Origin of the sequence: Microbulbifer hydrolyticus, assembly GCF_009931115.1 — a bacterium.
GTDB classification, from domain to species: domain Bacteria; phylum Pseudomonadota; class Gammaproteobacteria; order Pseudomonadales; family Cellvibrionaceae; genus Microbulbifer; species Microbulbifer hydrolyticus.
The window spans coordinates 3866255-3879418 of the sequence record NZ_CP047491.1 but is presented as its reverse complement, the minus strand read 5'-3'; the positions used below and the strand labels follow the sequence as shown (position 1 = coordinate 3879418).

9 protein-coding genes are annotated in these 13164 nt (G+C 57.5%); 5 read left to right on the top strand and 4 right to left on the bottom strand.

The features are described from left to right. The first annotated feature begins 154 nt into the window (after positions 1-154). Positions 155-1780, top strand: coding sequence for a glycosyl hydrolase family 28-related protein (locus tag GTQ55_RS16360; protein ID WP_161859689.1), 1626 nt, complete (start codon positions 155-157; stop codon positions 1778-1780). Positions 1781-1846: 66 nt separating this feature from the next. On the opposite strand, the gene GTQ55_RS16355 is transcribed toward GTQ55_RS16360, so the two are convergent. The 4 genes from GTQ55_RS16355 to GTQ55_RS16340 all read right to left on the bottom strand — a co-directional run bounded on the left by GTQ55_RS16355 (position 1847) and on the right by GTQ55_RS16340 (position 7924). After that, complete coding sequence (locus GTQ55_RS16355) at positions 1847-3040, bottom strand: alginate lyase family protein (RefSeq protein ID WP_161859688.1); 1194 nt, start codon at positions 3038-3040, stop codon at positions 1847-1849. Between the two features lie 140 nt (positions 3041-3180). Continuing rightward, positions 3181-5724: a glycoside hydrolase family 2 protein gene (locus GTQ55_RS16350; protein WP_161859687.1), complete on the bottom strand. Its 2544-nt coding sequence runs from the start codon at positions 5722-5724 to the stop codon at positions 3181-3183. A gap of 89 nt (positions 5725-5813) precedes the next feature. After that, complete coding sequence (locus tag GTQ55_RS16345; protein WP_161859686.1) at positions 5814-6587, bottom strand: glucose 1-dehydrogenase; 774 nt, start codon at positions 6585-6587, stop codon at positions 5814-5816. Between the two features lie 44 nt (positions 6588-6631). Further along, entirely contained in the window at positions 6632-7924 is a 1293-nt protein-coding gene (locus GTQ55_RS16340; RefSeq protein WP_161859685.1) for a glycoside hydrolase family 88/105 protein, read from the bottom strand. A gap of 198 nt (positions 7925-8122) precedes the next feature. Here GTQ55_RS16340 and GTQ55_RS16335 point away from each other — a divergent pair, with 198 nt between their 5' ends. The 4 genes from GTQ55_RS16335 to GTQ55_RS16320 all read left to right on the top strand — a co-directional run bounded on the left by GTQ55_RS16335 (position 8123) and on the right by GTQ55_RS16320 (position 13104). Next, on the top strand, positions 8123-9160 hold the full coding sequence (locus tag GTQ55_RS16335; protein ID WP_161859684.1) for a DUF4861 family protein: 1038 nt from the start codon (positions 8123-8125) through the stop codon (positions 9158-9160). 55 nt (positions 9161-9215) lie between these two features. Further along, positions 9216-10046 carry a 5-dehydro-4-deoxy-D-glucuronate isomerase gene (kduI, locus tag GTQ55_RS16330; RefSeq protein ID WP_161859683.1) on the top strand — a complete coding sequence of 277 codons (831 nt, stop codon included), beginning with the start codon at positions 9216-9218 and terminating at the stop codon, positions 10044-10046. Between the two features lie 323 nt (positions 10047-10369). Beyond that, positions 10370-11545: a mannonate dehydratase gene (gene uxuA, locus GTQ55_RS16325; protein WP_161859682.1), complete on the top strand. Its 1176-nt coding sequence runs from the start codon at positions 10370-10372 to the stop codon at positions 11543-11545. 113 nt (positions 11546-11658) lie between these two features. Next, positions 11659-13104 carry a mannitol dehydrogenase family protein gene (locus GTQ55_RS16320; RefSeq protein ID WP_161859681.1) on the top strand — a complete coding sequence of 482 codons (1446 nt, stop codon included), beginning with the start codon at positions 11659-11661 and terminating at the stop codon, positions 13102-13104. Positions 13105-13164: the final 60 nt, after the last annotated feature.

Here is a 13164-nt window from a genome sequence, read left to right as displayed (position 1 = left end):
GACTGATATCGCAGAATAAACAGCGGGGTTCACCTTGAAACACGACGGCAAGATTGGAAAAAGGGTAACAAATTCAATGGCTTGTGGCGCACTATTTGTACTGCTCTGCGGTGCGGCGCTGGTCGCGGCGGATAGGCCAGCGACTGCAGGCGCAGTGAGTGCTGACCAGCTGCCGGTGCAGGACTTGCCCGACTTTTCTTACGCTGGCTACAAAAACGGCAGTGCGCCGCTGGCTCTCGAAGTGTTGAAATCACTGGATGTCACTGAATTTGGTGCCATACCCGATGACGGTGTGGATGACTCCAGGGCATTTCTCGCTGCATTTGCGGCGGCAGAGGACAGTGACGGGCCTGTCGCGGTCGAGATACCTGCAGGGCGTTTTATTGTCAGTGAGATCCTGTACCTGCAGCGGGATAACCTGATTTTGCGCGGTGCCGGTAACCAGAAGACACGTTTGTATTTTCCTCGCCCGCTGCGTTTGTTGCCGGATCCTCCCGAGCTGGCCGAGCTTCGCGAATACCTTACCGAGATGGACAAGCGCCAGCGGGAGAAACAGAACAATATCGACCTGCCATTTACCCAGTACGCCTGGGCGGGAGGCTACATCTGGGCGCGCAAACCGGGTGAGCGAGTGAAGGCGTACCTGGACAAGTACGATACGCCGGTAGCAGCGCATGCGCAGCCGGTTGCCGGAGAGCGAGGTAAGCGCTGGTTGACGGTGAAGTCGGCAGGCCAGCTTGAAGCGGGGCAGGTAATCAATGTCAACTGGTATAACCGCGCTGGTCGCGACTCGCCATTGCTAAAAATGCTGTATCCCGGGGTCGACAAGATAGGCAGTCATCACTGGGCCTTTCCGTCGCGGCCACTGGTGTCGCAGACGTCCCGAATTCTGGAGATCAAGGGCAACAGGATCGAGCTTTCGGACCCCTTGCTGCACGATATTGAGGGGTTTACCACAGATATCACTCGCAAGCCCTACCTGCAGAATGTCGGCCTGGAAGACTTTACCATCGAGTTCCCGGCGTCCGCGTACGTGGCGCACCATGTGGAGCAAGGGTTTAACGGTATCTATCTGACGCGGGTCTACGACGGCTGGGTTCGCAATGTGGACATAATCAACGCAGACAGCGGCGTGTTGACGGAAGAGGTTGCTAACCTGACGATCAGAGACGTCACCACGTCAGGAGAGCACAAGGCGCATTACAGCGTGGCCATGGGGGATACACACAATGTGCTGGTGGAAAACCTGCACGTGCAGAACCTGGTCATTCATCCGTTGAGCTTCAATACTTTTTCAACCAAGAGTGTCTATACGGGCTGTACCGTTGATCAGCGCCCGATCCTGGATCAACACTCCGGTGCCAATCACCAGAATCTGTTCGACAATATTACGATGTATGTTGAACTGAACGACCAGGAAATCAGTGAGCGTAGATATTCTGCATTCAAGGGTGGCGGTGCCGGTTACTGGAAGCCAACCCACGGGGCAGACAGCACCTTCTGGAATATACGGCTGTTGTTTTCCGGTGTGCCTGACGAGAAGGCGACCATTACCCTGGATGGCGTAGCGGATGGACCCAATGCAAATATCTATGGTGTGCATGGGAATAGAAAGGTCGACATAGACTATGGCCCCAGCGCCGATATTGCAGCTGTGAACCAGGCGATCAGTGATCAGCCATCGCTTTATCAGTTGCAGTTGTCAAAGCGCCGCATCAAAAGTCGGCCAACGGATAATGCCAGCGACCTCTCGGCTACCACGGATAACTCCGTTAAATAATCCGTTTTGAATGGAAAAAGGCCAATCATTGAATCACCTCAATGATTGGCCTTTTTTATTGTGCCTTTATTGAATGGGCCACAACCGCGGATCGGTCTCCACGATGCTGTCGTCACTGTCGCGATGTATTTTTTCCAGTGCCTCGCTGAATATGGCATCACCGTAAGCGTTCTTCGCATAGTACATGGTGGCATGTGCGGCTTTGATATCCATGCCATACAGTTCCTTGAATGGCCACTCCTCAGGTTCCAGCAGGTAGTTTGCAATCAGGGCGTAACCGCGATGCAAGCTGATATCACCACGTTGGTATCCCCAGATATCTACACCGAGCTGTCGGCCAAATTGTCCCAGCAGGTTATAGGCCTCCAGATTGAAGTTGGCATAGTGCCAGGGCCGGGTGCGCTCAAATTCTGCCGGCTGCTTTCCTGCGGCATCAAAGTGGTGGGCGATTCGATTATCCCTGGTCACTTTCAGTTGGGCACGCGCGATATCCAGATCCCCGGTAAACAGGGCAAAGGCAACGACTTGCGCATCAAACCAGGTGCCGTGATTGTTGTGCCATTGGTTTTCGGCTTTGCCGTTCTCACTGGTCAGCATCCACTGGTGGAGCTCGGAAAACCATCGGGTAATACTCTCCCGCTCATTTTTACTGAGCTGATCCCCCAATAGTCGCACCGCATCCGGAATATGAATCAGGAAGCGCCCTTCAATGATGCCGAAACCGCGTCCGGTGGCAATCCCGGGTACCGCCTGCGCGTGTTCGAAGTTCGGATTCATGCGTGTCGCCGGCTCGATAAACCAGGCTCGGAGGTGCTGAACCGCGGCCTTGCCATAGCGCTGATCACCGGTCAGGTGGTAGGCGACGGCAAGATTGCTGACGTCCTGCACAAAACTCCGCAGTAGCTGGCTGTCGGGAATCTGCTCCAGCGTGGCGTAATTGCGTTCACCGTCTTTACGGATAAAAGGAAGCCCATCTTTTGAGTCCGGGTTTGGCCACCAGTAGGGCCCGATACTGAAATAGTCATTTGGGTTGCCGCTGGCGGGCAGTCTTTCTTTTTGCGTGACCGAGCGGGTCGGGCTTTCCAGTGCACTGTTCGCGCGCTCGATCAGAAGCGTCAGCGCGGGATCAACCTTCTCGTTCTGATCTTGCTGCAGCTGCAGCAGCGCCTCTGGATCGTACAGCGCGAGATTTGCCGGAGCAGCGAATGTCGAGAGCGGTAGAAGTAGTAACAAGATTAGGCTGGGTAGGACTTTGCGCATATTCAAACTCCGCACACCGCAGTTCCGCACCGGATATTTTTCTAGTGGGTTGCAGTCTTATTCTTGATGGTCAAAGGATTAGATATTGGCGGGCCTGACAGGCAATACCTGCCAGGCCCGGGAAGATCAAGGTAGGGGCTTCAGTGGTCGTCTACGGCGGGCAGGTCAATATAGACGCCCTTGATGTTTTGGGTGCGGAACTCCACCACTGCGGGCCGCGTACCCGGCACGAACTCGATGGCGGCTATGCCGTTGGCCATCTCGATGGTGGATGAACCGGTGTAGGTGCCCTGGTTTTCCTGCAACTGGCCGCCACCGTTCAGTACCGAGAAGTAGCCACGGTCACTGAACTCCGTGGCCCGGCGCCCCTGTTTGTCCTGGGCTTCGGCGGTGATCAGGTAGGTGTTCTCGGCAGTGCGGCTGGCAGTAAGTACAACCTGTTCGGTTTTTGCCGGTTCACCCACGTAATAGGTGAGGCGGTAGGCATCTTCCACCGTCTTTCCGTCCTCGCCTACCTTGCCCACTACCCGCAGTTCGTTCTCACCTTTTTGGAAGGGTACCTGCCAAACAAGGCCGTGGGCCGGGAAGTCGCCGGGGCGACGCTCCTTACTGCCGAGGCTTTTTCCATTCAGGTAGAGCTCCGCGGTGTCGGTGTTGCAATACACTTTTACCGGACGACCGCTTTCCGGGCCGTAACGCACGGTCCAGCTGTGAGACTCGATGTAGCAGAACGGCTGTTTTGACCAGTAGCTGGCAAAAACATAGTAAGCATCTTTTGGGTTGCCCTCCCTGTCGGTGAGGCCTTTCTGGTTGATATAGGGGAGAGGGTTTTCGGGGCGCAGTGGCGTGCCGAAGTCCTTGAATGCCCACTGGGCATTGCCGGCAAAGTTTTCCGTGCTTTCGCTCACCGACAAGTGCCAGTCAAACAGGTTGACGATGTAGCTTTCATTCCAGTCGCTGTCCTTGGCGATGCTTTTTACTACCGCCTGATTCATCGCTTCGGTGACGGATACCTGGGCATCGGGGATGCCCCGCTCATCCAGGGGGGTCTCTGTATGTCGACCCTTGTGCCCGGAACCACCGTATTCCATGTGCAGAAAAGTAGGATACTTACTCATGGCATCCTCCAGGGCCGCGGCGTACTGGCCATAGGCGCCACCGTACCAGCCAGCCCAGATGGACGGGGAGAAGGCATCCACCACCTCTGCGCCGGGGTAGTACTTGCGGATGGTGGTCATACGGCTGGGGTCCAGCTCCTTGGTGACGCGGTTCAGGTGCTTGAGATACGGCAACACCTCTTCATCGGAACCGCCGCCGGCAAAGTCCTCTTCCCAGTACATCTCATTGCCCAGGGACCAGAAGGCGATACTGGGGTGGTTGTAGTTCTGGGCAATCTGTTCACGTAGCAGGCGCTCGGTATTGGCCTCCCATTCCTCACCACCTTTACCACCGCGACACCAGGGCAGTTCGTCCCAAAGGATCAGCCCGAGCTCATTGGCTGCGCGGTAAACTTCCGGGTCCTGAGGGTAGTGTGCCAAGCGCACAAAGTTTGCGCCCATGTCCTTGATCTGTTGCATATCGTTGCGGTGCTGCGCATTGGACATGGCGGGGCCGATGCCGGCATGCTCCTCGTGGCGGTGGGTACCGCGGATCAATACGCGCTCGCCGTTCACGAAGAAACCTTTGTTGGGGCGCATCTCGAACCAGCGGTAGCCGAAGGGCTCACTCTGCTGGTGCTGGATATTGCCCTCGACATCTTTCAGTGTGACTTCGACAGTGTAGAGATGGGGTGAGTCCGGTGACCAGAGTTGCGGATTTTTCAGTTCAGGCAGTTCGATGCGGACGGATGTGTCGTTACCGGAGTCAGCGCTGACCGGTGCGTTTGCCCGGTGGATTTCCTGCTTGTTGGGATCCAGCAGGCGCAGGCCGAGATCCAGTGACTGGCTGGAATTTCCCCGGTCTATTTCAATCGCCACCTGGGTTTTCGCGGACGAGTGGCTAACCTCCGGCGTGGTCACCGCAACGCGCTGGATAAACGCCTCTGGCAGTCGCTGCAGCCATACGTCGCGGGTGAGCCCGCCAAAGAGAAAGAAGTCGGCCTTTTGCGAGGGGATCAGGTTGCGGTCGTACTCATTGGAAACCCGCACCAGTATTTCATTGGTCTCGCCGCGCTTGAGAGCTTCGGTCAACTCCACATCAAAACCGACATAGCCGCCTACGTGTTCGCCCATCTTTTTTCCGTTGACGAAAATCTCGGCCACCATGTTGGCGGATTCGAAGTGCATCCGGTAACGGCTGTGTGTGTCGGCAGTAAAGGTTTTGGCATACCAGCTCGCTGCGCGGCGGTAGCCCGGGGTGGCATCCACCGTGTCGGTGGCGTTCCAGGTGTGGGGCAGGGTGACCTTTTCCCATGCCTGGTCGTCGGCACCGGGGAAGGCAGGTAGATCCCGGTCGCCGTTATGCGGGACGTCATCCTGCAGGTAGAGCCAGTCGCTATTGAAATTGCGGGCTTCCCAAGATGGTTGGGATTCCTGATCAGAGCCTGCTTCGGCATTACAGCCGGCAAGCAGGGCTGCCAGGTAAAAGCTCAGAAGTGCTTTGCCGATGCGGTTGAAATGAGAGGAGAAGTTGTATTGGCTGAGAAGGTGCAGGGGATTAGCGCCCCTGCCAAGCTGGAATTCCATCACGTGCTCTCATACTTGCTAGAAAATTTTGTTTTTTGCAGGGGCGCCCTCGGGGCAAGGGCCTCTGTGGGCCCTTCATCGGTGGTGCGTCAGCGGGCCATCCAGCCGCCGTCCACCAGCATGATATGGCCGTTCATATAGTCTGCTGCGGGGGACGCGAGGAATACCGCGGCCCCTGCCAGGTCTTCCGGGTTGCCCCAGCGCCCGGCGGGAATGCGCGCGCTGATCGCCGCATTGCGCTCGGCATCTGCGCGCAGGTTCGCGGTGTTGTCAGTCGCAAAGTAACCGGGAGCGATCGCATTCACCTGGATGTTGCTGCTGGCCCACTCGTTCGCCAGGGCCTTGGTCAACTGTGATACGGCGCCCTTGCTGGCGGCATAGGCGGGCACAGTAATGCCGCCGGAAAAGCTGAGCAGGGAGGCGATATTGATGATCTTGCCAGCACCCTGCTTCAGCATCATTGCCCCGGCGGCGCGGCACATCCTGAACACGCCATTGATATTGGTGTCCATCACCGCGTTCCAGTCGTCGTCGGAGTAGTCCACCGCCGGCGCACGGCGGATGGTGCCGGCGTTATTCACCAGAATATCCAGGCGGCTAAAACGGGACGCCACTTCCCTGAACAGGGTATCGATTTGTTCCGGTACCGACTGGTCGCAACCCAGTGCAGTGGCTTCTATACCCTCGGCGCTGAGTTCGCGCACCGCGTTTTCGGCGCTGGTGGGCGTCGAGCCCACCACAATCACACGCGCGCCGGCGCGGCCAAGCGCCAACGCCATGGCCTTGCCAAGCCCGCGGCTGGCCCCGGTCACCATGGCGACCTTGCCGCTCAGGCCAAACTGTTGCTGCAGGTAATCGGTCATAGTGCGACCTCTCCTTGTACTTCGGTTCTTGTTGCGCTGGGTGGTTATTTATCGTCGAGCTGAATAACTTCGGATGCCGCCAGTAACAGCGCGCCGGTGCCATAGAGTTGTGTGTCATCGGCAGTGGCGGAGCCCGGTGCGAATGCCACTTGCTGAACCCAGCCCAGCTTGCCGTTGGGCTGTACGCTATCTACCAGGGAAGCCCACCCCTTGTGCACGGCTTCGGTGTACTTGTCGTCTTTCAGGAGGCCGCTGTTTACACCCCACGCCAGGGCGTATACCAGCAGGCCAGTGCCGCTCGACTCGGGTGGAGACTGCTCTTCGATCTCCAGTAGGGAAGAGGGCCAGCTGCCGTCTTTCTGTTGCAGGTCCACCAGTCGCGCACTCATTTCCTGAAACAGGGTTTCGTAGCGTTCTTTGCCGGCAAAGTGATCGGGCATCGCTTTGAGTGTGCGGGCAATGCCGGCGAGTACCCAGCCGTTGCCGCGGCCCCAGTAAATTAGCCGGCCCTTGCTGTCTTTACGCTCAAAGTAGCGGCTGTCACGGAGGTACAACTGCTCGTCTTTGCTATAGAGGTAGTCGGTAGTTACCCAGAACTCCTTATCCATAAAGTCCAGGTACTTTTGCGAGCCGGTGATGCGGGCCATTTCTGCCCATACCGGCGGTGCCATAAAGATGGCATCCGCCCAGCACCAGCGTACGGTGCATGACGGGTCGTCGAAGTTACGGTGGGCAAGGTCCTGGTGAAACTTGTCATCGTTGTCGAAGTAGAGGCTGGTGTCCGGCTGATTTGCCAGTACCCGGTCAAATTGCTGCTTCAAGTGCGCAATCTTCTCTTCCCCTCCCATGCGCTCATACAGGTCCAGATACACAGCGCCCATGGCGTGGTCATCGGCGTGGTGCACGCGCGGTCCCAGCTGCCACTGGTTGACGGCAGAATTGTTGATTACCGCCTGCTCGTAAGGCAGCTGCTTGCTGACCTTGGCCCACTCCAGCAGGCCGATCTGCCAGGTGGCATACATCCAGCCCTGGGGGATTCCACTGGCACGGCCTTCGGGGCGCATCATATTGCTGCGCAGGTCGTACTGGCTGAGCTGCCAGTCGGCAACCAGGTTGGCGGCGCGGGTGATGCTGGCTTCGGTGAGTTCTGGGGAAAGCGTTTCTTTGACGGCAGGCAGTTCCGCGGCGGGGGCCTGCCAGGCAACCGGCTCTGGCCAGTATTCTGCCTGTGCCGCACCGCTGGCGCTGGCGAAAGCGTTCGCGGAAGTGTGGATGCTGGTGCAGAGACCGCCGATCAGCAGTCCCAGCCCGAGTTGCAGGCTTCGGTTCAGAGTCATGATGCCACCTTTATTACTGTTATCCGGTTTACTGGATGCGCTCGCTATTTGGCGCGATCGTATCAGATGCGTGCGACTGCAGAGCGCGCAAGCGGGTCGCTAATCCCGCGTTACCACGATTGTTAATTTGGTCATGTGGTAATACCAGTTGCGGTAGTGTATGTTGGCCTTACCATAAAGTCTAGGTGGGGAATCAGTATGTCAGGGTTTACGCAGAGAGTGGCGGCAGTGGCGGCCGCGGCAGTGGTGGCGGTGAGCGGTTGCGCGGAGAAGCGCGAAACCCAGCAAGCGGCACAGCTCACGCCGACGGAGGGCACGGCTGTGCATTCCGCACAGGTTGCCTCGGTCGAGCCACCCCGTGGTGCTTATGCGGAGCTGGCGGTACGCCGCGGCGGTGTGCCGGGCGAAGATGGCAAGCTGCAGGGCGGTAAATATGTGCCGGTTGAATTTATGCAACTGCCGCAGGATCACCAGATCGGCAACCGCCTGTTCAAGTACGAGGGACCGGGCTGGGAGTCGGAGCATGTGGCCTATCGCCTGTATTTTGATGAGCGCGCAGCCATTGATATTTTCGGCAAGACAAAATCACAGCTGGTATTGCCCGAAGTCGGCCAGGACGGCACCGACTATCACGCGCTGTCGGATTGGGGAATGGATGTGCTCAAGGTGGGTAAATCCCTGGGCCTGGGTGGTATCGGCGCCTGGGGTGAACAGGGGCTGACCGGTGTAAATGCATTTTCTTCCGCACAATTGCAGGTCCACAACGGCGCCGATGCCTCTGGAGTGGACCTGAAATACAGCGAATGGCAGACCCCGGCAGGTGCGCGCGATCTGGATCTGCAATTGCGCATTGCCCCCGGATCACGTCTTACCCATGTGCGTGCCAGCACCGATGAAGGTCTGCCCGGCTGGGCCACCGGTATTGTACGGCACGGGCTGGAGCCCATCACATTGAATAGCCCCGATTCCGAATGGGGATATCTCGCCACCTGGGGGCAGCAGAGTCTCGCCGATGACAACCTGGGCATGGTGGTTTTCTTTCGCACCGCTGACCTCACCGCCATTGGGGATGATGCGTACAACCATCTGGTGCAGCTGAAAGGCGGAAAGCAAGCCGAATATTATTTTGCCGGCGTGTGGCGCGCCGAAGGCATCGATTCCGAAGCGGCATTCCGCGAATACCTGCAGGCCGAGGTGGCCAGGCTCAATCAATTTTCGTCGCCGGGTAATCAGTGATCCCCGTCGGAAAACAAGAATTTTTTAATTTCACAGTGATGTTAAAGGGGAAGTAATGAACTTTCTGCAAACGGCGGACAGCGTCCGCTATCAGCGTATGACCAGTGCCGAGCTGCGGGAAAACTTCTGCATGGAAGGCATGTTCCGGGCTGGTGAGCTGAACCTGACCTACACCGATGTGGACCGTGCGCTGGTCGGCGCGGCGGTGCCGCTAAAACATCAGCCTCTGTCTCTGCCTACCCATAAAGAGCTCGCCAGCGACTATTTCTGTGAGCGTCGCGAAGTCGGTGTGGTGAATCTCGGTGAGAGCGGCCGGGTAGAGGTGGATGGCAAAAGCTATGTTCTCGCACCACTGGAATTTCTGTATATCAGCCGCGGCAGCCGCACGGTAAATTTCTTCAGTGACGGGGATACACCGGCGGAATTCTATCTGGTGAGCTATCCGGCACACCGGGAGACCGAGACCGTACATGTCACCATGGATAAGGCCAATACCGTCGAGCTGGGCTCCATTGAGGGAAGTAACGAGCGGGTGATATACCAGGCGATCTGTCCTGGCGTGGTGGATAGTTGTCAGCTGGTGATGGGGGTGACTCGTCTGTCCAAGGGCAGTGTGTGGAACACCAAGCCACCGCATACCCACCGCCGCCGCACCGAAGTGTATCTGTATTTTGATTTCCCCGAAGACGAACGGGTATTCCACTTCATGGGTCAGCCCCATGAAACCCGGTCACTGCCGCTGGCCCCGAAGACGGCCATCGCCTCGCCTTACTGGTCGATTCACAGCGGCGCCGGCAGCTGCAATTACAGCTTTGTCTGGGCTATGGGCGGGGAAAATCAGCAGTTTGACGATATGGACCATCTGAGCCTGGGCGACCTCGGTTAGTGGGTCTGCAAATCCACATTTTATCTGGCCTTACAGCCATGCCAGTAGGCTTTCGGCTAAAGACGCAATAAATCTCCAGGTCCGGCGGCCACTCCCTACTTTGACCGCTTTTTATGCACAAAAATCGAACTCAAACCCGGAGCACCCTGTGAAAAGGGTGCTTTTGGGGCGGCAATACTTGTCATTCGAAGCAAAACTGAGTTTAATTGGTCCGGTGGTCTTACCAGTTGCACATCAGTAATTGATGCGCCGCCTAACGCTGGAGCTGGAGCTGCGGCTCGCGAGGCCAAGACCCTAGATGAGGAATGAACAGGAATAGTCCGATGCAAGAGACATGGCGCTGGTTTGGACCAGATGACGGAATCACCCTGCGGCATATCGCCCAGGCGGGGGCGACAGGGGTTGTGAGTGCGCTGCACGAGATTCCGGCAGGTGAATTGTGGTCAGAAGAAGCAATTCACCAGCGCAAGGCGATGATTGAAGCCGAGGGGCTCAGCTGGTCGGTGATTGAAAGTATTCCGGTGCACAACGACATCAAGGCACGTACCGGTGACTTTGACCGAATGATCGAGAATTACCGACAGTCGGTGATCAACGCCGGCAAAGCCGGGGTAAAGACCATTTGCTACAACTTCATGCCGGTAGTGGACTGGACACGCACCAACCTTAATTACACCCTGGCGAATGGCAGCCAGGCTCTGCGCTTTGAAATGGCTGACTTTGCAGCCTATGACATCTATATCCTGAAGCGTCCCGGTGCGGAGGGCGATTATCCGCCGGAAGTTCTCAAGCGCGCGGAAAGCTATCTGCAGACCCTGAACGGCGACGAAATGGCGCAACTGGAGCGCAATATTATCGCCGGCCTGCCAGGTGGCGAAGGCTCTCACGATCGCGACAGTATTCGGCGCTCCATACAGCTATTCAATGAACTGGGTACGGATCGTTTTCGCGAAAACCTGTTTCTATTTCTGCAGGAAGTGATTCCCGCGGCGGAGTCCGTGGGTGTGAAAATGTGTATCCACCCGGATGATCCACCCTTTTCCCTGTTTGGCTTGCCGCGCGTAGTTTCCACTGCGGAAGATGCCCGCGCGTTGCTCGCTGCATATCCCAGCCCATCGAACGGGCTGACCATGTGTGCGGGATCCTTTGGTGCCCGCGCAGATAACGACCTGGTGGCGATGACCCGTGAATTTGCCGAGCGCATTTACTTTGTGCACCTGCGCAATGTGATTCGCGAAGCAGATGGCTCATTCTACGAATCCGACCACCTGGACGGCGACAACGATATGGTCGGGCTGATTCGCGCCTTGCTCGAGGAGGAGGGGCGTCGTCGTGGCTCTGGTGATGGCTGTGAGATTCCCATGCGCCCGGACCACGGTCACCTGATGGCAGACGAGCTGCAAATGGGGTCTGCCAGGCCGGGATATTCGTATGTCGGTCGCCTCAAGGGGCTGGCAGAGCTGCGCGGCGTTATTCATGCGTTGAAGGCTCTCGGCTAAGGTGCGCTATGCCTATTTTGTCGAGACAGGCTTCGGCGCAAAATTCCAAGCTTTACTTGCAGTTTCTCAAGGCGGTTTCTGAGAAAGGAGATGTGCTCGGGAATAGTGTGGCTATGCCCGGGTACAATCCTGCGGAACTGGGCTGCGGAATCGTCCACATTGGTATTGGCAACTTTCATCGCGCACACCAGGCGGTGTACGTGGATGAAATTTTACGCCGGTGTGGCGGGGACTGGCGCATTACCGCCGTCAGCCTGCGTAACCCCGACATGCGAGACCGCATGCAGTCGCAAAACTGTCTCTACACGTTGTGCGAGCGCAGTGCGGACACAGAGAGCATGCGTGTTGTGGGGGCCGTTGCGAAAGTACTGGTTGCACCGGAAAGCCCCGCAGCAGTGGTCGAGGCCCTGGCCGCAGAATCCACCCGCGTGGTTACCGCGACGGTCACGGAAAAAGGCTATTGTCTGAAGCCCGGTGGACGGGCTCTGGATCTTGCGCACCCGGATATCGAGCACGATATCCGGCATCCGGCCACACCCAAAACACTACACGGCTTTCTCCTGGCTGCCTGCCGCCTGCGCCGCGCGCGCGGACTGCCGGGGTTCAACCTGTTGAGTTGTGACAACCTGCCAGACAACGGTGCACTGTTGCGGGATTGCCTGCTGACCGCTGCGCGCCTGCAGGATAGCGGCCTGGCCCGGTGGATGGAGCAGCACATCGGGTTTTGCAGCACTATGGTGGACTGTATGGTCCCGGCTACCAGTGAAGCGATCGCCGAGGGTATTCAGGGTCGTGCCGGCTACCGCGATACGGCCTGTCTGTTAAGTGAGAATTTTCGGCAGTGGGTCATTGAGGACAATTTTGTTGCCCCCTCACCGGACTGGCGCTCCGTGGGCGTCAGTGTGGTTGCGGATGTAGCGCCTTATGAGCGGATGAAGTTACGGCTGTTAAATGGCAGCCACTCGGCGCTGGCATTTTTCGGGGCATTGCAGGGCTATACGTATATCTACGAGGCTGCGGCGGACCCGCAGATCAGAAACTTTGTGCGGCTACTGATGCAGCGGGAGGTGTTGCCAACGTTACAGCCTCTGCCTGATGTGGACCTTGAACGATACTGCAATACGTTACTCGCCCGTTTTTCCAATCCATCGGTGCCGTATACCTGCCAACAGGTGGCCTCTGACAGTACTCAAAAGCTTCCTCAGCGTATTCTTGCACCCGCCCTGGAGCAAGTTGAGCGGGGGCGGGAGATTCCGTTACTCAGTGCGGTAGTCGCTGCCTGGATTGCGTATATATTTCTCGGCTCTTTCAGTCAGCAGTGTTTCCCGCTGAACGATGCGGGTGCGCAACAGCTGGTCGATATGCTAAAGCGCCAGAAAGCTCAGAAAGCGTTCCCCACTCAGGATCACGTGACGGCACTATTAACCCATGCTGGTATCGTGCCGGCGCGACTTTTGCGGAGCGAGAGTTTTACCAGCACGATTCGCGAGCAGCTGGAGCGTTTAGTGGTTGGCGGGGGCGAGAAGCTGCTCAAAGAGTTGACCGAAAAAACCCGCTAGGACACCGAGTACTTTGCGGGTTTTCTGCCAGCGTGTGAGCGAGTGCTGTTCCGGTACGGG